A 24,203-nucleotide genomic window follows, 5' to 3' on the forward strand; every position below is an offset into this window, starting at 1 on the left:
GCCGTACTCGTCTCGGGCTGACCGTCACTTCGTGCGAAACCGCGTCCGCGGCGGTCGGGTCAGGTAGCGGTGGGGTCCTCGTCGGTAGGCTCGGACGCTCCCGTCGACGGGGCGTCGGACCCGCCGCCGAGCAGTCGTGCCGCGTCGGTCCGACCTCGCCGGGTGCCGGTCTGGTAGGAGCTCATCATGCGGCGCACCTGCTCCGGCGGACGTATCACGTCGTCGTCGTCGGTCTCGCTGGCCGCCGGGTCGTCGCGCAACTCGGGGACGATGTTCGCCTGCCGCACCCGGACCGGCAGGCCCGAGTGGGTGCGGTCCGTCTCGGCCCCGGCGGGCACCGGCCCACCGAGAGCGGGCTCGACGACGCTGTCCGCCCGCTGCGAACGGTTGACGGCGCTGTCCGCTCGCCGGGAGGCATCAACGGCGGGCAGGCCGGTGGGTACCGTGGGGGCTTCCAGGGCGGGCTGCCCCAGGGCCCGGCGGGCACGGATCGGCAACTCCGGCGTATCGGTCGCCGGCGTCGTCCGCTGTCGGGTGGGTAGACCGGCCTCCACGACGCTCCCCTCCCCCGGCTGTGTCGCGGTGCTGTCCGCGGCCAGCGGGTCGGTCTGGTCCACCGGATCCGACGTCCCCTGTGCCGCCGAGCCCGGTACGTGTGGTGCGGTGGCCAGCGCGACCGGCGCGAGGATGGCCGGTCGGCCGCTGCTGTCCGCGTCGAGAGCGGGAGTGCCGCTCGCCGTCGACGGCAGTGCGATGGCCGGGGACCCGGTCCGCAACTCGCCGGAGTCCTCCGCGCCCGCGCCGGTCTCGGCGACCAACTCGCGCGGGATCAGCACGACCGCCGTGGTGCCGCCGTACGCGGATTCCTTGAGCCGGACCCGTACGCCGTGCCGCTCGGTCAGTCGGCTCACCACGTAGAGCCCCAGCCGGGCGGCGTTGGCGAGGTTCAGCTCGGACTGGTCGACGATGCGGTGGTTCGCGGCGGCCAGGTCCTCCTCGCTCATGCCGAGGCCCCGGTCCTCGATCTCGAGGGCGAACCCGTTGGCCACCAACTGGCCGCGAACCTCCACCGTGGTGTGCGGCGGCGAGAACGACAGGCCGTTCTCGATCAGCTCGGCGAGCAGGTGGATGATGTCGCCGACCGCGCGGCCGGCGAGTGAGACCGGCCCGAGTGGCAACACGTTGACGCGCGTGTAGTCCTCCACCTCGGCGACCGCGCCCCGCACCACGTCGACCATCGGCACGCTGCGCCGCCACGCCCGACCCGGCGTGGAGCCGGAGAGCACGATCAGGTTTTCCGCGTTGCGCCGCATCCGGGTGGCCAGGTGGTCGACCCGGAACAGGTCCTCCAGCTCCTCCGCGTCGTGCTCGCGCCGCTCCATCGCGTCGAGCAGGGTGAGTTGGCGGTGCACCAGTGCCTGCGTACGCCGAGCCAGGCTGAGGAAGACCTCGCGGACGTTGCGCCGCAGCTCGGCCTGCTCGACGGCGGTGCGGATCGCGGTCTCCTGGACCGCGTTGAAGGCCTTGCCGACCTGGCCGATCTCGTCGGTGCCGAACTCCAGGGGTGGCGCCTCGGTGGCCACGTCGACCTCTTCGCCGCGACCGAGCCGCTCGACCACACCGGGCAGCCGCTCGTTGGCGAGGCGGAAGGCCGCCCCGCGCAGCCGTTCCAGTTGCCGCACCAGGGCGCGGGCGGTGGTGATGGACACGATGATCGACGCGATGACGGCGAGCAGACCGAGGCCGGTGGCCAGCGCCAGCCGGACGACGACGCCGACGGCGACCGGGGTGGCGCGGTCGACGACGCCGTCACCGCCGGCCAACACGACAGCACGGATCTCGGTGAGCGCCGGGCCGGTGGTGTCACCCCACTCCATCGCGGTGAGCGGCGGGCGGCCGGCACCAGCGCCCTGCATGACCTGGGTCTCCAGGACGGTCAACCGGGTGAAGGTCGGCCCCGTCGACATCGCCTGGTAGCGGCCCTGGTCGCTGGCGGGGAGCCGGACCAGCGCGGAGGAGGCGACGAACTGCCGGGCACCGACGATCCGGGTGAACTCCGCCCGCTCGGCCGCGGTGATCCGCCCGGCGGCCAGCACACCGGCCAGCAGCGCGTCCTCCTGGGACAGCAGCTCCCGAGACCGGTTGAGGCCGATCAGCGCGGCGGTGTCCTCGGCGACCTGGTCGTCGTCGAGGTTGCCGAGCGCGTCGTACACCCGGTAGATCGACTCGATCACGCCGGTGAAGGTCGCGATGGCCGCGGCCCGGTCGATGCTGCGGTCGTCGACCGCCGCGCGGGTCTTGTTCAGCTCGTTCAGGCCGGTGAGGAGAGCCTGGATCCGCTGGTCGAGGGCGTCACTGCCCAGCGTGCCGACCTGCCAGTCCTCGGTGGAGCTGGTGAAGGTCGCGGCCAACTCGTCGGTGCGCTGCCGCAGTTGGGCCAGCGCGACGCGCTGCGCCTCGTCGGGCTGGCCCAGGTAGGTCAGCGACGCCCGACGCTCCGACTGCAACTGCAACAGCAGCGGCTCGGTGGGATCGAAGACCTTGGTGTCCAGCGTCTGCACACCGAGCAGGTTGACCCCGTCCCGGACGGTGACCCAGGCCGTGAAGCCCCAGAGCGCGACAAGCGAGACGAGGAGAGCAACAACCTTGGTACGCAGATTCGTACTGCGGGAACCCATTACACCGTCCCTGGCGCGGCCTGTGTGATTGTTCAGTCAGGAGTGCGTCGTGCACGCATCGACCCCGGCGCACGCTAGCAGCGTCCGGGGCCAATGCTCAAGCGCTGCCGATCATGTGACCACCGTACGGACGCGCGACGGCGACCGGGCCCGAGTTGTTGACCAGGTCGGACCTGGTCATCGCCAACTGTCGGGCGGCGAGGACTGCCGCACGGACGATCAGCACGGGGGCGTAGAGATCCTTGTCATGCCACAATGGAGGGTGTTCGTCACGATCGTCTACTTCGGTCAGACGACGCAGCCCACGGCGGATCGCCTCCGGCACACCCGGGCGCGTCGGTCGACGCACCCCGAGCAGCACGTGCAGGGCGTACGCCGTCTCCTCCGCGGTGCCCGCCCAGCGCCCCCAGGTCCCGTCCGCCCGTTGGGTGGCGACCAACCAGTCCACGGCCCGGTCCACCGCCGGTCCGGCGATGTCGGCCGGGGCGTAGGTGTCCAGGGCCGCCACGACGCAGGACGTGGCGTAGTACGGCGACGCGTGCCAGCGGTCGGCCCAGGAGCCGTCGGGCTGTTGCTCGTCGCCCAGCCACCCGGCCAACGCCACCACCCGGTCGGCGTAGCGGCTCGCACCCGCCGACGTGTGCCGGGCGTGCCAGCCGAGTGCCTCCAGCACGTGCGCGTTGGTGGTGACCGACCGGCCATCCTCCCCCTGCCAGGTGCAGAAGTGGGTGCCGAGGTCGAAGTGCAGCAGGCTTGCCGGGTCCACCGGGTGACCGAAGCGGGCGAGCGCGTAGAGCGTGACCGAGGTGGTGTCCGCGTCGGCGGGTAGGCCCGGCCCGGTCGGGGTGCCCTGCGGCCCGAGCGCGGCGGTCAACTCGGCGATCAGCTTCGGGGCGGGCCGGACCGGCACTCCCGCTCGCGCCAGGTTGCCCAGCGCCCAGGCCCGCTCGAACACGGTGATCGGCGTACAGCAGGGCACCGGCCCGTCGAGAGGGCCGACAGCATCCCGCAGGTAGGCAAGCGCCTCCGGGTCGGCGCCGGGCGTCGCCGGGTCGCCGATCCAGGCGGCGGTCGCCGCCGGTGACGCGCCGACGGCCCCGGCGACCGGGGACACGCCACCGTGCCGGCGCGCGACCGGCCCGAGCACCTCGAAGGCGTGCACCAGTTTCTGCGGCACCGGGCGCCCGCTGCCCACCAGCGCGTGTACGGCGTCGAGCCGCCGTCGGTCCCCGCCGGGCAGGGCACGGAGCCCGTCGGCGAACCTGCGATCGTCGCGGGTGGCGAAGAACGCGAGGTGGTCGTTGATCCGCTCCACCAGGGCCGGAACGATGAGGTCGGCCGCCGGTGTGTCCGGGAGTGACGTGCCCCTGCCGAGCCAGCCGGCGAGCACCTCCAACCCGCGGGTGGCCGCGGCGGCCAGCGGGTCTCCGACGGAGTCCTCGGTGCCACGCAGCGTGCTGAGCAGCGCCTCCACCGCGCTCACCGTCGGCACCACGGCGTAGCCGCCGGCACCACCCCAACCGCCGTCGGCACGCTGGGCGTCCAGCAGATACCGCAGCCGTCGGTCATGACCGGTGAGCCACGGTGCGTCGGCGACGACCCGGCCGGTCTCGTACACCGACGGGCTGACCCGGCCCGCCGGCTCAAGCACCATGGCGGCGAGCAACTCCCGGGCCGAGGCGGCCACCGCCGAATCGTCGCGGGCACCGGCGGCGGGCGCGGCGGTCACGACACGCCCCAGAAGTCGGTCGACCCGTAGAAGCCCGTGCTGAAGCCGATCTGCCGGGCGAGGTAGTCGGCCGGCACCGGGCAGGTGGTGCGTAACGGGTCGAGCAGGTCGCGGGCGTACGCCACCAGCTCGGTGATCCGGCGCTCGACGTCGGCCCGCTCCGGCACCACCATCAACGCGTTGAGGTCACCCCACCGCTTGTCACGTTCGTAACTGGCCAGGTCGTTGACCAGCCGGATGATCCGTTGCACCTGGTCACTGGCCGCCACGAGCGCATCGAGGTGGGCCAGCGTCGCGGGATCGTCGGAGTGGATCCAGTGCGCGACGTTGACCACCGTGCAGGCGAGGTTCGCCGCGTTGGCCAGGTACTCGTCGAGGGTGGGCAGCACGCCGGTGTCGGCGGTCTGCTTCCAGTCCCACTCCCGCGCCATGGCGTCGAACATCGTCCGCAACTCGCTGCGCCACACCGCCCCGTGGGTCGCGTACGCCGGCACGGCGGCCAGTTCGTCGCGCAACTCGGCGAGGAAGCGGCCGAGGGAGTCGTCCTCCGCCGGTGCCCCGCCCTCGGCCACCGCGAGGCAGCCCGCCGTCAACCTGTCGATCTCGTCCCGGCTGCGCGCCTCGTGGTCGACGAGCCAGTCGACCGCGAAGCCCCAGAGCACGGCCCGGTTCGTGACGCGCAACTGGTCGAGGTCACACCAGGGCGCCCCGAACGCGATGGCCATCGCGACGTTGCCGAACAGCGCCGGGTCGAACGGTCGCGCCGGGAAGAGATCGGGGTACGCGGCGGCACGCTCGGCCAGGTCACGTTGACCCTTCGCGGCGAGTGCGCAGATCCGGCCCTGCTCCGCGGCCAGCGCCATCTGGTCGCCGGCGACTGCCGGCGGCGACGCGAGCTGTGCGGTCATGCGGAGACGCCCCGTACCGGTCGCAGGGTCACCTCGACCCGTTCAAGGGGACGCAGCGCGGCGGCCACCTTGATGCCGGGCACGGCCTGCCGCTGCAGGGTGAAGCGGAACCGGCTCAGCACGGTGGCCACGATCAGCATCGCCTCCAGGTAGAACAGGTACATGCCGATGCACTGGTGCGGGCCGCCGCCGAAGGGGAAGTGCGCGTACCGGTGCCGGTGTCGGACCTGCTCGGGGTCGAAGCGGTCGGGGTCGAACACGTCGGGCCGGTCCCAGAAGGCGGACATCCGGTGGGTGATCAGCGGGCTGACCACGAGCGTGGCGCCGGCCTCGATCCGGACTCCGCCGATCACGTCTTCCTCCACCGCGCTCCGGGGGAAGAGCCAGCCGATCGGGTAGAGCCGCAGCAACTCGTCGAGCACCTGCCGGGTGTAGCGCAGCTCGCGCAGGTGCTCGCGTCGAACCGGCGCGTCACCGACCACCCGGTCGATCTCCTCGTACAGTCGCCGCGCGACCTGCTCGTCCTGGGCGATGTGCGGCCAGAGCCAGGTCAGGACGCTGATCGTGGTCTCGGTGGTGGTGGCGACCATGGAGACGGTGTCGTCGCGGACCTGCCGCTCGTCGAGCCGCCCACCGGTCTCCGTGCGACCCCGCCACAACGTGGAGATGATGTCGTCGCCGTCGGTCTCGGCCGTCTCCCGGGCCGCGCGCACGATCGGGAGTAGCGTGTCGTCGATGACCTGGACGGCACTGCGGAAGGCCCGGTCGCCGGGCATCGGCATGGCCAACGGCGCCCACGGCACCATCAGCCGCGGCATCACCGACCAGGCGATCTCGTCCTGCGCCTGCATGATGCGCATCGCCTGCGGCACCGAGATCTTGTCGGCGAAGAAGACCCGCATGATCGCCGAGCAGACGATCTGGGCCTGGACGGTGCCCATGTCGACGGGCTGGCCGGTGCGGGCCGGCTCGTCGAGCTCGTCGACGGCATCCTCGATCGCCTCGGCCATCCGGTCCACCAGCGAGTCGACCCGCCGAGCGGTGAACAGCGGCTGGAGCACGTGGCGGCTGTTCTTCCAGTATTCGCCGTCGCTGAGGATGCCGTCGCCGAACAACCGCTTCAGCGGGCGCCACTGCAGACCGTCACCGGCGCGAACGTAGTTGTCGGGCTTCTCGCGCAGAACCCGTTGCAGGTGCTCCGGCCGGGTGACCAGGTAGGGCCGGAACGCACCGAGGCTGAGCTTCACGACCTCACCCCGTGACCGTTCGCCCATCTCGACCAGGGTGCGGGCCGGATCGCGGAACAGGTTGGGCACCACGTGGCGCAGCGGGACCGAGCCCGCTCGTCGTGGCTGAACCGGCACGGTGTGAGGTGCTACCACGGGAACTGACACTCCCTTGTGGATACTCGGTGTCGCGGAACGACTATGCGGAGTTAGGTATCCGTGGAGCATGCCATCGGGCAACCGACTTCATCTAGGCGCAGTACGTGAAATTTTCATGCGCAAGGATCGCGTTCCCGGAGAATCGGAGCGCCGACCTGAGCGCAGGCGACGGATGTCGCAGGTGACGACGGTCGGGATCCCGGACCAACAGGGATGATCTTCGATAGTGACGAAGGTCACTTTTTGTCCACCGGCCGGTCGGCGCGAGGAATCGCCGGCTCGGCCCCACCCGACCCGCGCCCCGCACGCCGACCCGGCGGAACGACCGAATCCGGGCGATGCCCGGCACCCTGTGCCAGGCTCTTGTCATGGACGACAAGACCATCCTGAACCGGATCACCGAGCTGGTCGACGAGGAACACAAGCTGCGGGCGGATGCCCAGGCCCACGAGTCGGGCACCGAGGGCGAGACCAGCGAGCGGCTACGCGCCCTGGAGGAGTCCCTCGACCAGTGCTGGGACCTCCTGCGCCGCAGGCGGGCCGCCCGGGACACCCACGGCGACCCGGACGCACAGGGCGAACGGCCCAAGCCCGAGGTGGAGCGCTACCTACAGTAACCGTGGCGGGTCGGGCGGCCCGCGCCGCCCGACCCGCACCGATCAGCGCAGGCCCGCCTCGCGCAACAGCTCGCCGGTCAGGGTGGCGGGGTCGGCCTGCTCGGCGGGAAGACCCCGGGCCGCGAACCAGGCGCCGACCACCCGCACGTCCCGGGCCAGGAACTCCGGCCCCTGCGGGTTCGCCACCACGTCGACCACCTGTGGCAGGTCGATCACCACCAGTCGACCCTGGTGGACGAGCAGGTTGTACGGCGAGAGGTCGCCGTGGGCGTAGCCGGCCCGCGCCAGCACCCGCAGCGCCTCCACCAGTTGTGCCCACAGGTCGCGCAGCTCGGCCGGGCCGGGTCGCAGCTGGGCCAGTCGGGGTGCCGCCTCCCCGGACTCGGCGTCACCGACGAACTCCAACATCAGCTCGGTGCCCCGCAGTTGCACGGGGTACGGCACGGCGATCCGGTCGTTCCCGACGCTGATCTCCCAGAGCCGGGCCAGGGCGGCGAACTCGGCGGCCGCCCACTGCCCGGCGATCATCTGCCGGCCGAACGCCGTCCGGCCGGCCATGGCCCGGTTCTCCCGGGAGCGACGCACCCGGCGACCCTCCAGGTAACCGGCGTCCCGGTGGAACAACCGGTGCTCGGGGTCGCGGTAACGCTTGACCGCCAGCAGGCAGGACCGGTCGGTGTCGGGCACGGCCCGGCGGACCAGGTGGACGTCCGCCTCCTTGCCGGTCTTCAGCACACCCAACTCGGCGTCCTTGGCGGCCAACTCGGTGACGAGCCAGTCGGGATGTGGCTCGGGTCCGTGGACGGCGTCGTCCCAGGACGACCAGCGTTCGCCGGTGGCCGGGTCAGGGTCGCTGTCCGGGTCTGCGGGCGGCTCGGTGTGCCGCCCGCGCTTCAGAAACTGCGGTTCGTCGTCGTCGAAGCGGCTCTTGCCGCGGCTCCGGCGCTCCAGCGCCGGAAGATCGTGATCGCGCACTGTGGTGAGGTTCCCTTGGTCGAGGCTGAGAAAGGCAGCTGGAAGCGACAGGCGAAGACAGCCACGGCTGACCTCCTCTTCCCTCGACCGGGCACACGCCCGGGATGCACCATGCGCCGACAATGCTCGCCGCGGCGCGTCGACCGGTCAACCGAATTACCGAGTCCCGCCCGCGCGTCGGGCGTCAGCGGGCGAGGATGGTGGCGACCGCGGCGATCAGCCCGTCCACGGTGCGGCTGGGCGCGAACCGGGCGTCCGACCAGGTGCGGCCCCGGTGTAGCCAGACGCTGGGCAGCCCGACCGCGGCGGCGCCGCCGATGTCGGCCTCCGGGCTGTCGCCGACCACCCAGGCACCGCGCAGCGGCATCCGTACCCGTTGGGCGGCGAGCGCGAAGATCCGGGGGTTGGGCTTGCTGACCCCGGCCTCCTCGGAGATCACCCAGTCCGCGACGTAGCGGTCCAGGCCGGTCCGGCGAATCTTGGCGTCGTCGACGCGTAGCGTGCCGTTGCAGACCACCACCGGCACCCAGCCGGCGTCGTCGGCGATCCGCAGCGCGCAGGCGGTCAGCGGGTCGAGCCGGGTCTGCTCCACCACCCCGTCGTGCAGGTCCTCCACCAGGTCGATCGAGGGGATGCGCAGCTCGTAGCGGTCCCGGATGGCGTCGGCGAGGTCCCAACGGTCGGTCAGCCCGTCGGCGTCGATCGAGATCAGCCAGTCGATGTCGGTGGGGGGCGCGCCGATGCCGTCCAGGAAGCGTTCACCCCAGCGGCGGAACGGCCCGGCCCGATCCAGCAGGGTGTTGTCCAGGTCCAGCAGGAGCAGTGGCACTCGGGCACCCTACGGGACCGACGTGTCCGCCAACAGATGCAGCGGGTACCTACCTGACGATGTGCTCAGCCCGACATCGACGACCGGGGGGCGCCCTGGTCCGCGAGTCGATCGGCGAGCATCGAATGGGCCGATCGGGTGGCCGCGAGCGCGGCCGGGTCCAGTGTCGCCACCAGCACCGCCGTGCCCTCGTCGGCGCCCCGGGCCAGCACCCGTCCCTGTGGGTCGTAGATCGCGGCGCCGCCGTTGAACCGCCACGGGTCGAGGCCGCCGACCGCGTTGGCGAAGACCACGAACATCGTGTTGTCGAGGGCTCGCGCCGCGTAGTAGAGGTCCCGGCGGTGCTCGGAGCCGGTCAGGTATCCGCTGGGGCACAGGTAACCGTGTGCGCCGTCGAGGGCGGCGGCCCGGCCGTGCTCCGGGAAACAGCCGTCGTAGCAGATGCCGAGCCCGAGCCTCCAGTCGTCGACGAGGAGCGTGGCACCCCGGTCGCCGGCGCTGAACAGCTCGCGCTCGCCGCCCCAGAGCTGCTGCTTGTCGTAGCCGACCCGGACCGCGCCGGCCCGGTCGACCACCAGCGCGGCGATGGTCCGCCGCCGGTCCGGGTGTCGGGCGGCGGCACCGACGAGCGCGGTGACGCCGGACTCCCGCGCCGCGACGCGCAGCGGGTCGAGCCGGGGATCCGCGACGTCACCGGCCGGATCGGCCGCGACGTCCGTGCCGGCCGGGTCGGCGGCGAGGGTCGGCGGGTGGTACGCGCAGAGGAACAGCTCCGGGAGGACGGCGACCCGGGCGCCCAGCTCACCGGCTTGGCGGACCAGCTCGGCGGCGGCGACCGCGTTTCCGGCGACGTCCCCCGGGGTGGGAGTGGCCTGGACGGTGGCCACGGTCAGTGGGGCGGTGGGCACGGTGTGGGGCGGGGTCACCGGGCGATGGTAGTCGGCGGCATACCAAGCCGTACGTACGGTTTGCGTGCCCCGGGGTGACCTGCGACGATCGACGCGTGCCCAGAGTAAGCCAGGACCAGCTCGACGCGCGCCGGCAGGAGATCCTCGCCGCCGCGCGGGCGTGTTTCGCCCGGCTCGGCTACGAGGGAGCGACAGTCCGCCGCCTCGAGGAGGCCACCGGCCTGTCCCGTGGCGCGATCTTCCACCACTTCCGCGACAAGGACTCGCTCTTCCTGGCCGTCGCCGAGGACGACGCCGCCGCCATGGTGGAGACGGTGGCCCGCAACGGTCTGGTGCAGGTGATGCGCGACCTGCTCGCCCGGGCCATGTCGCCGGACACCACCGGCTGGCTGGGCAGCCAACTGGAGGTCTCCCGCCGGCTGCGCACCGACCCGGCGTTCGCCAAGCGCTGGGCCGAGCGGTCCGCCGCGATCGCCGAGGCGACCCGCGACCGGTTGGCCCGCCAGCGCGACGCCGGGGTGCTGCGCGAGGACGTCCCCATCGACGTGCTGGCCCAGTTCCTGGAGCTGGCCTACGACGGCCTGGTGCTGCACCTGGCGATGGGCCGACCGGCCGGTGACCTGGGGCCGGTGCTCGACCTCGTCGAGGAGGCCGTTCGCCGTCCCTGACCGCGGGGCACCGGTCCGCCGACCGTGGCGACGCTGCTCCACAATGGGGCCGCCGATCCCTCCGGCGACAGGAGCAGTCAGTGATCGTCAACGCCGCGTCGAGCGACACCTGGGGCATCCCCGGCCCGACCTTCCTCCGGTACTACCTCGTGGCAGTCGCCGTGGCGGTGGCGATCGTGGCCTACCACCGGATCCGCCCGCTGACCGCCCACGGGCGGACCACCCACGATCCGCTCGGGCCGCAGCAGGTCGCGTACCTCAACGGCGGCCCCCAACTCGCCATGAACGCCGCGCTGGGCGGGCTGCGCGGCGGCGGTGCGATCGCCGTGCGACCGGACCGACGGCTGACCACCGTCGGCCCCGCGCCGACCGGGCTCACGCCGCTGGAACAAGGCATCCACTGGGCCGCCCACCACCACTCGCGGGTCCGGGACCTGCGGCAGCACCGACACGTACGCTCCGCGCTGGACCAGCTCTGCAAAGACCTGGAGCAGCGCGGGTTGCTGACGAGCCACAAGCAGCGGGAAAGTTACGGCTTCTGGATCGCGTTCCTGGCCATCCTGCTGGCCCTCGGTGTGTTCCGGTTGATCTCCGGCCTGGTCAACGGTCACCCGGTCGGTTACCTGCTGCTGGTCCTGGTCCCGCAACTCACCTTCGTGCTGGTGCTGCGCCGGGCACCCCTGCAGACAAGGGCCGGACGCGCCGCGCTGCGCGACGTCCGCCGCCAGCACACCCACCTCGAACCCGCCTCCGCGCCGGCCTACGCCACCTACGGAGCGGCCGGCGCGGCGATGGGCGTGGCCCTGTACGGCACCGCCTCGCTCTGGGCGCTCGACCCGGGCTTCGCCGAGCAGGCCGAGATCCAGCGCCAGGCCATCTCCAGCAGCGGCGGCTCGACGGGCGGCTCCGACGGCTGGGGCGGCGGAGGCGACAGCTCCGGCGGTGGCTCCGATGGCGGCAGCTCCTGCGGCGGTGGCGGTGGCGGCTGCGGCGGTGGCGGGGGGTGCGGCGGATGACCGGGCCGTCCGGGGTGGGCATCGGCTGGCGGCCGGAGATCGCCGGCTTCGTGGCCGAGCTGCCGGGGCTGCGCTTCGTCGAGGTGGTGGCCGAGGGGATACCCGCCAACGGGCCACTTCCGCCCGGCCTGACGCAGCTGCGGGAACGCGCGGTGACTGTCGTACCGCATGGGGTGCGGCTCTCCCTCGGCGGCGCCGAGCCGGTCGACCCGGCCCGGGTCGCCCACCTGGCGGCGGTGGCGCAGCGCGTCGACGCGCCGCTGGTCAGCGAGCACATCGCGTTCGTCCGGGCGGGCGGCCTGGAGGCCGGGCACCTGCTGCCGCTGCCGCGCAGCCGGGAAGCCGTCGACGCGGTCTGCGCCAACGTGGCGCGGGCACAGGCCGAGCTGCCGGTGCCGATCGCGCTGGAACCGATCGCCGCGCTTGTCGACTGGCCCGACGACGAGCTGGACGAGGCGGACTTCCTCACCGAGATCCTCGACCGGACCGGGGCGCTGCTGCTGCTGGACGTGGCGAACGTGCACGCCAACGCGCGCAACCGCGGCGGCGACCCGCTGGCGTTGCTGGACCGGCTGCCGCTGGAACGTGTCGCGTACGCCCACGTGGCCGGCGGCGCGGAACACGGCGGGTTCTACCACGACACCCACACCGACCCGGTGCCGGCGGTGGTGCTGGAGCTGGTCGAGGCGCTCTGCGCCCGACGTCGACCGCCGGCTCTGCTGCTGGAACGCGACGGCCACTACCCGCCGGCCGCCGAGCTGCGCGCCGAACTGGACGCCCTGGCCGCCGCGGCGGGCTTCCCGGCCGTGACATGACGGGCACACCCGACGCCGCGCCCACACCCCGCGCGGGGCTCGCCGAACGGCAGGCCGAACTGGTCGCGGCGCTTGTCGCCGGGGGTGCGCCACCCGCGGGGTTCGCACCGGGCCCGCTGGCCGCCACCCGCGCGGCCCTGCTGCGCAAGCGGGCCGGCGAGGTGGCCCGGCACTGGCCACTGCTCGCCGCCGGCCTCGGTGCCGGGTGGTCGACCACCTTCGCCGACTGGGCCGCCCGGCGACCCAACGCCGGAGCACTGCGCGACGGTTGGGACCTGGCCCGGACGTTACGCGACCAGCAGGCGCTGCCCCCGATGGCCGCCGAGGAACTGGCCGTCCGGGAGGCGCGCCTGCGCTACGACGGGCTTCGGGCACCGCGTCCGCGCCGGACGCCGGCGGTGGGCCGCGCCGGCGGCGCCGTCGCGGTGCAGGTCGCCGGCCGGGTACGCCTGCTGCGCCCCGCCCCACGGGTGTCCACCGTTGCTGGCGACGCCGTACCGGATGCGGCAGGATCGAAGTTATGGATCTCGGACTGACCGACCACGTGTACGTCCTCACCGGCGCCTCTCGCGGCCTGGGCTTCGCGACCGCGCAGAGCCTCGTCGCCGACGGGGCGCGGGTGGTGCTCTCGGCACGGGACCCGGACGCGGTGACCGCCGCCGCGCAGCAACTCGGCGGTCCCGAGCACGCCGTCGGGCTGACCGCCGACCTGGCCGACCCGGAGACCCCGGGGCAGCTCGTCGCCGCCGCCCGGGAGCACTTCGGCCGGCTCGACGGCGCGCTCATCTCGGTCGGCGGGCCACCGGCGGGCAACGCCGCCGCGATCAGCGACGAGCAGTGGCGGCTCTCCTTCGAGACCGTCTTCCTGGGCACCATCCGTGCGGTCCGTACGATCGCCGCCGCACTGCCCGAGGGCGGTGCGATCGGGCTGGTGCTCTCCACCTCGGCCCGAGGTCCGGTGCCCGGCCTCGGCATCTCCAACGGCCTGCGGCCCGGCCTGGTCGGGGCCGCGAAGGACATCGCCGACGACTACGGCCCGCGCGGCGTACGGGTGGTCGGCCTGTTGCCCGGCCGGATCATGACCGATCGCAACCGGGAACTCTTCGGGGCGACCGGCGACCCGGAGCGGGCCCGCGCCGAGGCGGAGGCCACCATCCCGCTGCGCCGCATCGGCGACCCGGCCGAGTTCGGCCGGGTGGCCGCGTTCGTGCTCTCCCCCGCCGCGAGCTACCTCACCGGCATCACCCTGCCGGTCGACGGCGGCGCGCTGCGCGGGCTGTGACAGCCGACAGGGCGCGACCTGCCCGTGCCGTGCCGTCGTCCGAGAAGGCCAAGCCTGACTATCCGGCCGTTGATCGACTCGGCTTCAAGGAAACCGGGCGGTCGACGCGACCAGGACACGGCGACTTTCAGGAACCCGAGTCGATCAACGCGCGGCACACCGGACGGCCGGGACCCCGGAACCCGGCCGATCGTCACCCGACGGCACCGTCCGGGACGGCTCGGCCGAGCCGCGCCGATCTGGCGGCGGCGGCCGATCGGACCATTCCCGACGTGCTCACGCCGGGGTTGGCGGTGCTCTTCGTCGGCATCAATCCGGGCCTCTGGTCGGCCGCGACGGGCTGGCACTTCGCCCGGCCCGGCAACCGGTTCTGGCCCGCCCTGCACCGGGGCGGGTTCACCCCCCGCCTGCTGCATCCGAGCGAACAGGACGAGTTGCCCGCGCTCGGGCTCGGCATCACCAACATGGCCGCCCGGGCCAGCGCCCGCGCGGACGAGCTGAGCAGCGAGGAACTTCTCGACGGCGCGGCGATCCTGACCGACAAGGTGGCCCGGTACCGGCCGCGCTGGGTGGCGGTGGTGGGGGTGACCGCGTACCGGATCGGTTTTCGACGGCCGAAGGCCACCTTCGGGCCGCAGCCGGAGTCGCTGGCCGGCGCCCGGCTGTGGGTGCTGCCCAACCCGAGCGGCCTGAACGCGCACTTCACCCCGGTCACCCTCGGCCTGGCCTTCGCCGAGCTGCGCGCGGCGACCGATCTGCCGGGCCGTCGACCGGCCGGACCACCCGACCGTTGATCAACTCGGTTTCAAGGAAGTCGGGTGGTCAGTGCTACCAGGACACCCCGACTTCCGGAAACCCGAGTCGATCAACGCTGGGCTCGCCGGAGTGTGGGCGACGGACACGACCCGTGATTGGTTGCCGTCAGTTGGCGGCGGCGGGCGGCAGCACCTCGTCGGCGCGGTAGGTGCCCAGCGGCATGACCACCGGCTCGGGGCCGGTCGCGTCGACGAACGGGGTGGGCGAGTCGGCGACCGCGAACTGGGTGCGGTACAGCTCGGCGTAGAGCCCGCCGACCGCGACCAACTCCTCGTGCCGCCCCCGCTCGACGATCCGACCGCCGTCGAGGACCAGGATCTGGTCGGCGTCGCGCACGGTGGAGAGCCGGTGTGCGATCACCAGCGCGGTACGCCCGGCCAGCGCCACCGACAGCGCCCGCTGCACCGCCGCCTCGCTCTCCGAATCCAGGTGTGCGGTCGCCTCGTCGAGGATCACGATCGACGGGGCCTTGAGCAGCAGCCGGGCGATCGCGATGCGTTGCTTCTCGCCACCGGAGAACCGGTAGCCGCGCTCCCCGACGGTTGTGTCCAGCCCGTCGGGCAGCGCGCGGACCAGGTCGGCCACCTGCGCCCCGGCCAACGCGGCCCAGATCTCGTCGTCGGTGGCGTCCGGCTTGGCGTAGCGAAGATTCTCGGCGATCGTCTCGTGGAACAGGTGCGAATCCTGCGTGACCACCCCGATCTCGTCGCGCAGGGACGCGAGCGTCGCGTCCCGCACGTCGACCCCGCCGACCAGCACCTGCCCGTCGGTGACGTCGTAGATCCGGGAGATGAGCATCGACAGCGTCGACTTGCCGGCGCCGGACGGGCCGACAAGCGCGACCATCTGCCCCGGCTCCACGCTGAACGAGACCCCCTTGAGCACCGGCTCGTTGACCGTGCGGTCCAGTGTGGCGACCTCCTCCAGGGAGGCCAGGGAGATCTCGGCGGCACTCGGGTAGCGGAACCGCACATCTCGGAAGTCGACCCGGCCGGCGCCTCGGGGCACCACCACCGCGTCGGGCTTCTCCACGATGCCCGGCTGGAGGTCGAGCACCTCGAAGACCCGGTCGAACGAGACAAGCGCGCTCATCACGTCCACCCGGACGTTGGAGAGCGCGGTGAGCGGACCGTACAGGCGGGTGAGCAGCAGTGCGAGCGTCACGACGGTGCCCGCGCTGACGCCGCCGGTCACCGCGAGCCAGCCGCCGAGGCCGTAGGTGAGCGCCTGCGCCAGTGAGGCGACCAGCAACATCGCCACGAAGAACGTGCGGGAGTACATCGCGGACTGGATGCCGATGTCGCGCACCCGCTCGGCCCGCCCGGCGAACCGGTGGGCCTCGATCTCCGGCTGGCCGAAGAGCTTCACCAGCAGCGCGCCGGCCACCCCGAACCGCTCGGTCATGGTGGCGTTCATCTTGGCGTCGAGGTTGTACGACTCGCGCGTGATGTCGGCCAGCCGCCGACCCACCCGACGGGCCGGGATGATGAAGATCGGCAACAGCACCAGCGAGAGCGCGGTGATCTGCCAGGAGAGGGTGAACATCACCGCGGCGGTGAGCACGAGTTGGATGACGTTGCTGACCACGCCGGACAACGTCGAGGTGAACGCCCGCTGGGCGCCGAGCACGTCGTTGTTGAGTCTGCTGACCAGGGCACCGGTCTGGGTGCGTGTGAAGAACTGCAACGGCATCCGCTGCACGTGGTCGTAGACCCGGGTGCGCAGGTCGTAGATGATGCCCTCGCCGATCCGGGCCGAATACCATCGTTGGGCCAGCGAGAGCAGGGCGTCGGCGACCGCCAGCCCGGCGATGAACAGGGCCAGCCGCACCACGAGTCGGCCGGCCTCGGTGCCGCCCCGGTTGATCGCGTTGATGACGTCGCCGGCGAGCACCGGTGTGGCCACGCCGATGATGGCGGCCAGGACCACGGTGATCAGGAAGACGACGATGTCGCGCCGGTAGGGCTGGGCGAAGGCCACGATCCGTCGGGCGACCCCGCGCTTGAGCCGGTGCGTGGAGACCTCGTCGCTGTTGCGCATCGCCCGGAGCATGCTCCACCCGGCCATGCCACCGCCGGACATCGGATTGGACATCGCTCACCTCCGGGTCGTCGGTCGGACTGCACCGTCAGGTCAATTCTCCCGACGAGTGTGACAACCTCGGTCGTAACCCGGATCTTCCCGTCCGGTCCTTACCTATTCTCCCTGGCCAGCCAGGTCGCGCAGTCGGCGGGTCTGTGCCTCCCGCTCGGCGCGCTGCTGGTCGGCGTGCGACCGCCCGGCCGCGCCCGCCAGCAGCGCCTTGATCTCCACCACCGCGTCGCGGGCACCGGCGAGCAGCCCCGCGGTGAGGTCGCGGACCGCGCCGTCCAGCTCGGCTGGTGGCACCACCAGGGTCGCCAGCCCGATCCGGTCCGCCTCGGCGGCGTCCAGCCGGCGGCCGGTCGCGCAGATCTCCAGTGCCCGCGCGTAGCCGACCAACTCCACGAGGCGCTTCGTGCCGGCCAGGTCGGGCACCAGACCGAGGGTCACCTCAGCCATCGACATCTTCGCATCCGCGGCCAACACCCGCAGATCGCAGGCGAGCGCGAGCTGGAAGCCGGCACCGATCGCGTGCCCCTGCACGGCCGCGACGGAGATGACGTCCGGGCGGTGCAGCCAGGTGAAGCCCGCCTGGAATTCCGCGATGAGCTCGGCGCACTCCTGCTCGGGCAGCGCGGCCAGCTCCGCGAAGGAGCCGGGGCCGGAAGCGCCAGCCACCGCGAGGTCGAGGCCGGCGGAGAACGAACGCCCCTCGCCCCGGACCACCACCACCCGCACGTCGCCGGGCAGGTCGCGGGAGAAGTCGCTCATCGCCCGCCACATCGCAGGTGTCTGGGCATTGAGCACGTCGGGCCGGCACAACGTCACCGTGGCAACCGGCCCGTCGCAGGTCAACCGAACCCCGGTCGCCTCGGTGGTCACCGGGCGGGCCGGGGCGTCGCGCTTGTCGACGACGCGGGGAGGCGGGTCACGCCTTCTTGCGGCGCCGGGCACCGCCGCGCTGACGCAGCTGCACCCCTGACTCGGTGAGCACTCGGTGGATGAACCCGTAGGAGCGGCCGGTCGAGGCCGCCAACGCGCGGATGCTCTCCCCCGACGTGTACCGCTTTACCAGGTCCTTGGCGAGCGTCTGACGCTCGGCTCCGACGATCCGGCGACCCTTCTCAGTGCTGGTGGCTGTGCCAGTGGCTGCCATGCTGTGTCCTCACGTCCCAGACTGTGCGGTTCGGATACGGTCCCACCTATTAGACCGCCTCGAACGATCATGCGCCAGATATCAACTCTTCGCCAACCGACACGCTATGCAATGTCAGCTTCCCGATAGAGTGATCCTGGCAATCGGCCTCGGGCGGAGTTCGGGCGTACCACCCGCCGGATGTTGGCGGCTGCCGACGACCCGTAACCTTCGGTCGTGATCGACCTGCTGGGCACCGCGGTCGGAGCCGCCGTGGTCTTCGCCGCCACCGACATCGACGACATCGTCATCCTGACCCTGTTCTTCGTCGCGGCCCGCACCACCGGACGGCCCCGCCCCTGGCAGATTGTCGCCGGTCAATACCTCGGCATCGGCGCGCTCGCACTGGCCAGCGCGGTGATCGCAGCCGGACTGCTGGTGGTGCCGGACCCGTGGACGGGGCTGCTCGGGTTGCTGCCGATCGCGCTGGGCGTCCGCGCGCTGCGGGGTTCCGACGACGACGAGACCCCGACTGTCGTCACCGGCATGCTCGGCGTGGCCGGCGTGACGATCGCCAACGGCGCCGACAACGTGGCCGTCTACGTGCCGGTGTTCCGAGCCCTCGGTGCCGCCGACAGTGCAGTGTTCCTGCTGGTCTTCGTGCTGCTGATCGCGCTCTGGTGCGCCGCCGGAGCCTGGTTGGGCGGGCACCGCAGGGTGGTGCGGCTGGTCGAGCGAGCCGGCGCCTGGCTGGTGCCGACGATCTTCATCGGGATCGGCGTGGTGATCCTGGTCAGCTCCGGCGTGCTCGGCCGGCTCGTCGACCTGCTCGGCTGAGCCGCCCTCGGTCCGGCCACCTCGACGCCGCCCTCGGTCCGGCCCGCTCGACGCCGTCGGTCCCGGCCAGCTCGACGCCGCCCTCGGTCAGGCCAGCTCGACCAGTTCGAGCAGGTCGTCGCTCCAGGCGTCCTCGTCGCCGTCGGGCAGCAGGATCGCGCGGTCCGGCTTGAGCGCCAGCACCGCGCCCGGGTCGTGGGTGACCAGGACGATCGCCCCCGGGTAGTTGGCGATGGCGTCGAGCACCTGCTCCCGGCTGACCGGGTCGAGGTTGTTCGTCGGTTCGTCGAGCAGCAGCACGTTGGCGCCGGAACAGACCAGGGTGGACAGGGCCAGCCGGGTCTTCTCGCCACCGGAGAGCACACCGGCCGGCTTGTTCACGTCGTCGCCGGAGAAGAGGAACGCGCCGAGGATCTTGCGCAGGTCGGTGTCGGACTGCTCGACCGCCGCGGCGCGCATGTTCTCCAGCACGGTCCGCTCCACGTCCAGCGTCTCGTGCTCCTGGGCGTAGTAGCCCAGCCGCAGACCGTGACCCGCGTGCACCTCGCCGGTGTCGGGAGTGAGCAGCCCGCCGAGCATCCGCAGCAGGGTCGTCTTGCCGGCGCCGTTGAGCCCGAGGATGGCCACCCGGGAGCCCCGGTCCACCGCGACGTTGACGTCGGTGAAGATCTCCAGCGAGCCGTACGACTTGGACAGGCCGGTCGCGGTGAGCGGTGTCTTGCCGCACGGCGCGGGGTTGGGGAACCGCACCTTGGCCACCCGGTCGGCGACCCGCACCTCCTCCAGGCCGGAGATCAGCTTCTCGGCGCGGCGGGCCATGTTCTGCGCGGCCACGGTCTTGGTCGCCTTGGCCCGCATCTTGTCGGCCTGCGCCATCAACGCGCCGGCCTTCTTCTCCGCGTTGGCCCGCTCCCGACGGCGGCGCCGCTCGTCGGTCTCGCGCGCCTCCAGGTACGCCTTCCAGCCCAGGTTGTACACGTCGACGACGGAGCGGGTGGCGTCGAGGAACCAGACCTTGTTGACCACCGACTCCAGCAGCGCGCCGTCGTGGGAGATCACGATCAGGCCGCCCTTGTGGTTGGCGAGGAAGCCGCGCAGCCAGGTGATCGAGTCGGCGTCGAGGTGGTTGGTCGGCTCGTCGAGCAGCAGGATGCCGCCGCCGTTCTCACCCGCGTCGCGGAACAGGATCCGGGCCAGTTCGATGCGCCGGCGCTGGCCGCCGGAGAGGGTGCCGATGGTCTGGGCGAGCGCCCGGTCGGGCAGACCGAGGTTGGCGCAGATCCGGGCTGCCTCGGCCTCGGCGGCGTACCCGCCGAGCGCGGCGAACTGGTCCTCCAGCGCGCCGTAGCGCCGGACCAGCTTGTCGGTGGCGTCCTCGGCGAGGCGGGCCTCGATCTCCTGCATCTGGGACATCAGCACGTCCAGGCCACGCGCGGAGAGCACCCGGTCGCGGCCGGTCACCTCCAGGTCGCCGGTGCGCGGGTCCTGCGGGAGGTAGCCGATGGCGCTGCGCTGATCGATCTGGCCGGAGTAGGGCTGCCCCTCGCCGGCGAGCACCTTCAGCGTGGTGGTCTTGCCGGCGCCGTTGCGACCGACCAGGCCGATCCGGTCACCCGGCTGCACGCGCAGGGTGGTGTCGGACAGCAGGATCCGGGAACCGGCACGCAGTTCCAGGCCGGTGGCAGTGATCATGTTTGCGGGCTCGCTCTCGGGGTTCGGAAGGCTGACTCGGGGCACGCGAAACGGCCGGCGGGCTCAAGGGGGCCCGACGGCGCGGGGCGGTTCAGCCTTCGCAGCGCAGCACCTGACAAGTGTACCGGGCGCCGCCGAACGGCCCGCCCGGATTACCGATCAAGATCATCGGGTACCGGAACGCCTGTCCGGACCCCGTCCGGCACTCGATGGACGAAACGACACACAAAAGACACTCACCGGCATACGGCGATCGGGGTCAGCATGGAACTCAACGAGCGGGCCGAAATCGACACCTCCCAGGTCAACGACCGGGGTCGGGGCGGTGGAGGGGGCGGTGGCTTCGGCATCCCGATCCCCGGAGGCGGCGGCCGGGGCGGCATCATCGGCATCGTGGTGGCGGTGCTCGTCGCGCTGCTCGGCGGCGGCTTCGGCCTCAACGCCATGACCAACGGCAACGAGGGCGGCGGTCAGGCCGGCGGCACCGACCTGGAGCAGTTGTGCTCCCGCGACAACCCCGACCGTCTCGACGACGCGCGCTGCCGCAACGCGCTCTACGTCAACAGCATCCAGGCCTACTGGCAGAAGGCGTACCCGGAGTTGGGCAACGGAAAGTACGAGGCGACCGACACCAACTTCTTCCAGGCCGCCGTGAGCACCGGCTGCGGGCAGGCCGACTCGGGCGTCGGCCCGTTCTACTGCCCCGCCGACAAGCAGGTGTACATCGACCTGAGCTTCTACGACGAGTTGGCCTCCCGGTTCGGCGCCAAGGGCGAGTTCGCCCAGCCGTACGTGCTCGCCCACGAGTACGGACACCACGTCCAGAACCTGCTCGGCACCAACGCCAAGGCCGGCCAGGGCGACCAGAGCGGCCCCGGCTCCGCCTCGGTACGGCTGGAATTGCAGGCCGACTGCTACGCCGGCGCCTGGGCCAAGCACGCCACCGAGAGCAAGGACAAGACCGGCCAGGAGCCGCTGTTCACGTCCATCACCCAGACCGACATCAGTGAGGCCGTGCAGGCCGCCGAGGCGATCGGCGACGACAGCATCCAGGAGCGCTCCGGCGGGCGGGTCAACCCCGACCAGTTCACCCACGGCACGTCCGAGCAGCGCAAGCGCTGGTTCACCCAGGGCTACGACCGCGGCGACCCGAAGACCTGCGACACCTTCGGCACCGACCAGCTCTGACCTCGCCCCGAGATCGTGGCAGGCCCCCTCGGCGGGCCTGCCACGATCGTTCTTCCTGCCGAAGCTCCCGGGTCAGGTGAGCCGCGAGACCTGGTAGTGGCCGATGAGCCAGTCGTCGTCGACCCGCCGCAGGAGCACGCCGAGGTTGACGGCCAGGGCCGGCCGGTCGGTGAAGCCGAACTCCACCTCCAGGTAGCCGAGGACCACGTCGTCGGCGAGACGGCGGATCTCCCGGATGTCGTACGCGGCGGTCAGGCCGAGCGGCTGCCCGGCGTAGTACGCGGCGACGCCGCCACGACCGACCGTGTACGGCTGCAACCCCTGAAAGATCGCGTCGTCGGTGAAGCACGCCGCGACCCGATCGGGCTCGTGGGCGTCAACAGCCGATTTCCACCGGTCGAGGACGGTACGCAGAATCTGCGCCTCGGACATGATGATCTCCCTGCTGACGGACGTGTCCCATGGCGTGCCTGTCGAGCCGGCGTGCCCTCGCAGGGTCAGCGAGGCGGCTGACCCGGGTCGTTCGGGTGCGGCGTCAACGGCGTCACGGTCTCGCGCCGCCAGGCGCGCAGCGGCATCGACGCGAGCACGGCCTCCAGCTCATCGGCGTCGTCGGCCTGGAACAGCCCCCACGTACGCCACTCCCCCGGTGCCAGCGGCGGCCGCCACAGCCGCAGGAGACTGCCCTGGGCCGTCAACTCGGCCGAACGCGCGGCCTCTCGCGCACGCATGTCGGCGACGCCGTCCTCCGACGTTCCCTGCGGCACCGTCGTCACCATGTCAACCAGAAACTCCACGCGCCCATCCTCCCGCCGCCGGCCGGGCAGCACGCCGCGAACCCCGTTTTGGGTGGCGACCGTCTCCGCTCCCACGCCCGCCGGCGCAGGCCGAGGTCAGTCGGGGTCGCGCACCAGGATGCGTACCGCCCGGGCCGCACCCACCGCCGCGACCAGCACCGCGTGCCGGGGCTCCGGCACGTCGAGCAGGCGCTCCGCCCGCAACGGCACGAGCGGGGCCAACCGCCGGTCGGCCAGCACCCCGTCCACCGCCCGCCGGTCACCGCCGCAGACCAGGGCAGCGAGCGTCGCCGCCTGCGGCAACAGCAGCCGTACGGCCAGGTCCGCCGCGTCACCCAGCGCAGCCTTCGCCTGGTTGTCGCGGCGGCGGGCGAACCGGTGCTGCGACCATCCCCCCGCGGCGGTGCGCCCCTGCACGTACCGGGTGTCCACCTTGGAGACGACGAGGTCGGCGCCCTCGGCAACCCCGAGCGCCACCGCGCCCTTGCGGGCCAGCAGGAGACCGATCCGGCGGGGCAGGACGGCGGAGGCCACGAACCCGGCCAGATCCACGCCGGCCGCCGCACCCGGTGGGGCGTACAGCTCGGCGGTTGCCCCGTCCGGGGCGGCGAGCAGCAGGCCGTACTCCTGGGCGCTGGTGGTGGGCGGACCGTGCCGGTCGGCGAAGCCCTCGACCCAGCGGCCGACGCGGGCCGGGTCGACCTCGACCCACCGGCCTCCGCCGGCTGCGGGTCGACTGGTCATCGCCCGACCGTACGGCACAGCGAACCCACCCGGGCCCCCGGGCGGCCCCAGGCCCGGCCCGGAACACACCGGAGGCGACACCGCCGACCCGGCGCCGACCGGGTGGCTGAGCCGTCGGACGGTCGCCGCGACCGTTCAGCCTGGCAGCAGCGCGGCCACCGCCAGCGCGGCGATCAGCGCGCTGGAGACCAGACCGGTGACCAGCCGGCCACGCGACCCGGTCAACGCCCGGCCGACCACAGTGCCACCGCCGGCGATGACCAGTTGCCAGCTCGCCGACGCCAGGAACACCCCGGCCACGAAGAGCGCCACCGGGACCATGCCCTCGTCGGCCGTGTCCCGTCGGCCGAGCACCAGGGCGGTGAAGTAGAGCACTGTCATCGGGTTCAGCAGGGTCAACCCGAGCAGCGCCGCGTAGGCCCGCCCCGGGGTGCTCATGCCTCCACCGTCGCGTGCCATCGGCGGTCGCCGCGAGCGGTGCGTGGACCAGGTCCGCCACAGGCCATGCCCGGCGAGGCCCAGCAGGACCACGGCGGCGACCACCCGCAGTGGCCCGGCGACCGGCGCGATGATCCCGGCCAGGCCGGCGCCGCCGAGCACTGCCACCATCGCGTAGAGCCCGTCGGCCGTCGCCACCGCGAGCGCTGCGGCCGCACCCACCCGAAACGAGGTACGGGCGCTGAGCCCCAGAATGAGAATCGCGATCGCGCCGACCGGAATGGCGACGCCGTAGCCGGCCACGAGACCGGCGAGGAACGCGCCGCTCACGACGGCGGGCGCGGCATCGAGGCGGGCCGCGGCACGGTGCGCTGTCGACGCGCGGCAGTGGCCGCACGGACAGGAACCTGCTTCGGGTACGCCTCAATCACACGCGCATCCTCCGCGCCGAACCCGCACCCCCGCCACCGAATATCCCCGCGCCCCGCGCCCCGCGCCCCGCGCCCAAGATCGTGCTCAAACGAGGATGTAGTGGCCTCGGCGACGCACCGGGGCCACCACATCAATGGCAACGCCGTTGCGTTTAGCGCTGTGGCCTGGAGGCAAGCCCTTTGTCGAAGGTTGTGATGGTGGCGTGGAAGGTGTAGGTCTGCGGGGTTACGGG

At 72.4% G+C, this 24,203-nt stretch carries 24 protein-coding genes; 9 read left to right on the plus strand and 15 right to left on the minus strand.

All coding sequences use genetic code 11. The features are described 5' to 3' along the window. Positions 1 to 59: 59 nt before the first annotated feature. The 4 genes from ACGFIQ_RS24780 to ACGFIQ_RS24795 form a co-directional block, all read right to left on the minus strand. Complete coding sequence (locus tag ACGFIQ_RS24780) at positions 60 to 2,678, minus strand: nitrate- and nitrite sensing domain-containing protein (RefSeq protein ID WP_393247334.1); 2,619 nt, start codon at positions 2,676 to 2,678, stop codon at positions 60 to 62. 97 nt (positions 2,679 to 2,775) lie between these two features. Continuing rightward, positions 2,776 to 4,407, minus strand: a complete 1,632-nt coding sequence (locus tag ACGFIQ_RS24785) for a prenyltransferase/squalene oxidase repeat-containing protein (protein ID WP_393247336.1) — start codon at positions 4,405 to 4,407, stop codon at positions 2,776 to 2,778. Beyond that, a complete protein-coding gene (locus ACGFIQ_RS24790) occupies positions 4,404 to 5,315 on the minus strand; it encodes a terpene synthase family protein (protein WP_393247338.1) in 912 nt (303 codons plus the stop codon). Before ACGFIQ_RS24790 ends, ACGFIQ_RS24785 begins: the two co-directional genes overlap by 4 nt. Further along, a complete protein-coding gene (locus tag ACGFIQ_RS24795) occupies positions 5,312 to 6,589 on the minus strand; it encodes a cytochrome P450 (protein ID WP_393247403.1) in 1,278 nt (425 codons plus the stop codon). The genes ACGFIQ_RS24790 and ACGFIQ_RS24795 overlap by 4 nt, the downstream gene beginning before the upstream one ends. A gap of 479 nt (positions 6,590 to 7,068) precedes the next feature. Here ACGFIQ_RS24795 and ACGFIQ_RS24800 point away from each other — a divergent pair, with 479 nt between their 5' ends. Continuing rightward, entirely contained in the window at positions 7,069 to 7,317 is a 249-nt protein-coding gene (locus tag ACGFIQ_RS24800) for a DUF2630 family protein (protein ID WP_357069883.1), read from the plus strand. A 42-nt stretch (positions 7,318 to 7,359) separates the two neighbouring features. Here ACGFIQ_RS24800 and ACGFIQ_RS24805 read toward each other — a convergent pair whose 3' ends face one another. The 3 genes from ACGFIQ_RS24805 to ACGFIQ_RS24815 form a co-directional block, all read right to left on the minus strand. Next, positions 7,360 to 8,292 carry an RIO1 family regulatory kinase/ATPase gene (locus tag ACGFIQ_RS24805; protein ID WP_393247341.1) on the minus strand — a complete coding sequence of 311 codons (933 nt, stop codon included), beginning with the start codon at positions 8,290 to 8,292 and terminating at the stop codon, positions 7,360 to 7,362. Positions 8,293 to 8,476: 184 nt separating this feature from the next. Continuing rightward, entirely contained in the window at positions 8,477 to 9,121 is a 645-nt protein-coding gene (locus ACGFIQ_RS24810; protein ID WP_393247343.1) for an HAD family hydrolase, read from the minus strand. Between the two features lie 65 nt (positions 9,122 to 9,186). Next, a complete protein-coding gene (locus ACGFIQ_RS24815) occupies positions 9,187 to 10,047 on the minus strand; it encodes a carbon-nitrogen hydrolase family protein (RefSeq protein ID WP_393247345.1) in 861 nt (286 codons plus the stop codon). Between the two features lie 77 nt (positions 10,048 to 10,124). Here ACGFIQ_RS24815 and ACGFIQ_RS24820 point away from each other — a divergent pair, with 77 nt between their 5' ends. From ACGFIQ_RS24820 to mug, 6 genes are all read left to right on the plus strand, one after another. Continuing rightward, positions 10,125 to 10,697 carry a helix-turn-helix domain-containing protein gene (locus ACGFIQ_RS24820; RefSeq protein WP_365069814.1) on the plus strand — a complete coding sequence of 191 codons (573 nt, stop codon included), beginning with the start codon at positions 10,125 to 10,127 and terminating at the stop codon, positions 10,695 to 10,697. Between the two features lie 80 nt (positions 10,698 to 10,777). Then, positions 10,778 to 11,713, plus strand: a complete 936-nt coding sequence (locus ACGFIQ_RS24825; protein ID WP_393247348.1) for a TIGR04222 domain-containing membrane protein — start codon at positions 10,778 to 10,780, stop codon at positions 11,711 to 11,713. Continuing rightward, on the plus strand, positions 11,710 to 12,528 hold the full coding sequence (locus ACGFIQ_RS24830) for a DUF692 domain-containing protein (RefSeq protein WP_393247350.1): 819 nt from the start codon (positions 11,710 to 11,712) through the stop codon (positions 12,526 to 12,528). The genes ACGFIQ_RS24825 and ACGFIQ_RS24830 overlap by 4 nt, the downstream gene beginning before the upstream one ends. Further along, on the plus strand, positions 12,525 to 13,064 hold the full coding sequence (locus ACGFIQ_RS24835; protein WP_393247352.1) for a hypothetical protein: 540 nt from the start codon (positions 12,525 to 12,527) through the stop codon (positions 13,062 to 13,064). Before ACGFIQ_RS24830 ends, ACGFIQ_RS24835 begins: the two co-directional genes overlap by 4 nt. Beyond that, positions 13,049 to 13,810: an SDR family oxidoreductase gene (locus ACGFIQ_RS24840; RefSeq protein ID WP_393247354.1), complete on the plus strand. Its 762-nt coding sequence runs from the start codon at positions 13,049 to 13,051 to the stop codon at positions 13,808 to 13,810. Before ACGFIQ_RS24835 ends, ACGFIQ_RS24840 begins: the two co-directional genes overlap by 16 nt. 143 nt (positions 13,811 to 13,953) lie before the next feature. Further along, entirely contained in the window at positions 13,954 to 14,604 is a 651-nt protein-coding gene (mug, locus tag ACGFIQ_RS24845) for a G/U mismatch-specific DNA glycosylase (protein WP_393247405.1), read from the plus strand. A gap of 127 nt (positions 14,605 to 14,731) precedes the next feature. On the opposite strand, the gene ACGFIQ_RS24850 is transcribed toward mug, so the two are convergent. The 3 genes from ACGFIQ_RS24850 to ACGFIQ_RS24860 form a co-directional block, all read right to left on the minus strand. Then, the gene (locus tag ACGFIQ_RS24850; RefSeq protein ID WP_393247407.1) at positions 14,732 to 16,708 is read right to left on the minus strand and encodes an ABC transporter ATP-binding protein; all 1,977 of its coding nucleotides are present in this window, start codon (positions 16,706 to 16,708) and stop codon (positions 14,732 to 14,734) included. A gap of 114 nt (positions 16,709 to 16,822) precedes the next feature. After that, positions 16,823 to 17,590, minus strand: a complete 768-nt coding sequence (locus ACGFIQ_RS24855) for an enoyl-CoA hydratase/isomerase family protein (RefSeq protein WP_393247356.1) — start codon at positions 17,588 to 17,590, stop codon at positions 16,823 to 16,825. A gap of 46 nt (positions 17,591 to 17,636) precedes the next feature. After that, positions 17,637 to 17,864, minus strand: coding sequence for a helix-turn-helix domain-containing protein (locus ACGFIQ_RS24860; RefSeq protein ID WP_007462679.1), 228 nt, complete (start codon positions 17,862 to 17,864; stop codon positions 17,637 to 17,639). 216 nt (positions 17,865 to 18,080) lie between these two features. On the opposite strand from ACGFIQ_RS24860, the gene ACGFIQ_RS24865 reads away from it, so the two are divergent. Next, entirely contained in the window at positions 18,081 to 18,680 is a 600-nt protein-coding gene (locus tag ACGFIQ_RS24865) for a cadmium resistance transporter (RefSeq protein WP_393247358.1), read from the plus strand. 87 nt (positions 18,681 to 18,767) lie between these two features. Here ACGFIQ_RS24865 and ACGFIQ_RS24870 read toward each other — a convergent pair whose 3' ends face one another. Then, positions 18,768 to 20,372: an ABC-F family ATP-binding cassette domain-containing protein gene (locus ACGFIQ_RS24870; protein ID WP_357069855.1), complete on the minus strand. Its 1,605-nt coding sequence runs from the start codon at positions 20,370 to 20,372 to the stop codon at positions 18,768 to 18,770. Between the two features lie 264 nt (positions 20,373 to 20,636). Here ACGFIQ_RS24870 and ACGFIQ_RS24875 point away from each other — a divergent pair, with 264 nt between their 5' ends. Beyond that, positions 20,637 to 21,560, plus strand: coding sequence for a neutral zinc metallopeptidase (locus ACGFIQ_RS24875; protein ID WP_393247361.1), 924 nt, complete (start codon positions 20,637 to 20,639; stop codon positions 21,558 to 21,560). A 72-nt stretch (positions 21,561 to 21,632) separates the two neighbouring features. On the opposite strand, the gene ACGFIQ_RS24880 is transcribed toward ACGFIQ_RS24875, so the two are convergent. The 4 genes from ACGFIQ_RS24880 to ACGFIQ_RS24895 all read right to left on the minus strand — a co-directional run bounded on the left by ACGFIQ_RS24880 (position 21,633) and on the right by ACGFIQ_RS24895 (position 23,869). Continuing rightward, a complete protein-coding gene (locus tag ACGFIQ_RS24880; RefSeq protein ID WP_393247363.1) occupies positions 21,633 to 21,992 on the minus strand; it encodes a YybH family protein in 360 nt (119 codons plus the stop codon). 65 nt (positions 21,993 to 22,057) lie between these two features. Further along, positions 22,058 to 22,357 (minus strand): muconolactone Delta-isomerase family protein, encoded by a 300-nt coding sequence (locus ACGFIQ_RS24885; protein WP_238682673.1) that lies wholly within the window; start codon positions 22,355 to 22,357, stop codon positions 22,058 to 22,060. A 96-nt stretch (positions 22,358 to 22,453) separates the two neighbouring features. Then, entirely contained in the window at positions 22,454 to 23,101 is a 648-nt protein-coding gene (locus ACGFIQ_RS24890) for an acVLRF1 family peptidyl-tRNA hydrolase (protein WP_393247366.1), read from the minus strand. 135 nt (positions 23,102 to 23,236) lie between these two features. Beyond that, on the minus strand, positions 23,237 to 23,869 hold the full coding sequence (locus ACGFIQ_RS24895) for a LysE family transporter (RefSeq protein WP_393247368.1): 633 nt from the start codon (positions 23,867 to 23,869) through the stop codon (positions 23,237 to 23,239). Positions 23,870 to 24,203 lie beyond the last annotated feature (334 nt).

The organism is Micromonospora sp. NPDC048898 (assembly GCF_043198035.1).
Lineage (GTDB): Bacteria > Actinomycetota > Actinomycetes > Mycobacteriales > Micromonosporaceae > Micromonospora.

Bases quoted from the DNA above. Each gene is read 5' to 3' on its own strand.
- ACGFIQ_RS24780 (WP_393247334.1), bottom strand. From the start codon at position 2,678: ATGGGTTCCCGCAGTACGAATCTGCGTACCAAGGTTGTTGCTCTCCTC.
- ACGFIQ_RS24790 (WP_393247338.1), bottom strand. From the start codon at position 5,315: ATGACCGCACAGCTCGCGTCGCCGCCGGCAGTCGCCGGCGACCAGATG.
- ACGFIQ_RS24795 (WP_393247403.1), bottom strand. From the start codon at position 6,589: ATGGGCGAACGGTCACGGGGTGAGGTCGTGAAGCTCAGCCTCGGTGCG.
- ACGFIQ_RS24800 (WP_357069883.1), top strand. From the start codon at position 7,069: ATGGACGACAAGACCATCCTGAACCGGATCACCGAGCTGGTCGACGAG.
- ACGFIQ_RS24830 (WP_393247350.1), top strand. From the start codon at position 11,710: ATGACCGGGCCGTCCGGGGTGGGCATCGGCTGGCGGCCGGAGATCGCC.
- ACGFIQ_RS24835 (WP_393247352.1), top strand. From the start codon at position 12,525: ATGACGGGCACACCCGACGCCGCGCCCACACCCCGCGCGGGGCTCGCC.
- ACGFIQ_RS24840 (WP_393247354.1), top strand. From the start codon at position 13,049: ATGGATCTCGGACTGACCGACCACGTGTACGTCCTCACCGGCGCCTCT.
- ACGFIQ_RS24850 (WP_393247407.1), bottom strand. From the start codon at position 16,708: ATGTCCGGCGGTGGCATGGCCGGGTGGAGCATGCTCCGGGCGATGCGC.
- ACGFIQ_RS24860 (WP_007462679.1), bottom strand. From the start codon at position 17,864: ATGGCAGCCACTGGCACAGCCACCAGCACTGAGAAGGGTCGCCGGATC.
- ACGFIQ_RS24870 (WP_357069855.1), bottom strand. From the start codon at position 20,372: ATGATCACTGCCACCGGCCTGGAACTGCGTGCCGGTTCCCGGATCCTG.
- ACGFIQ_RS24875 (WP_393247361.1), top strand. From the start codon at position 20,637: ATGGAACTCAACGAGCGGGCCGAAATCGACACCTCCCAGGTCAACGAC.
- ACGFIQ_RS24880 (WP_393247363.1), bottom strand. From the start codon at position 21,992: ATGTCCGAGGCGCAGATTCTGCGTACCGTCCTCGACCGGTGGAAATCG.
- ACGFIQ_RS24890 (WP_393247366.1), bottom strand. From the start codon at position 23,101: ATGACCAGTCGACCCGCAGCCGGCGGAGGCCGGTGGGTCGAGGTCGAC.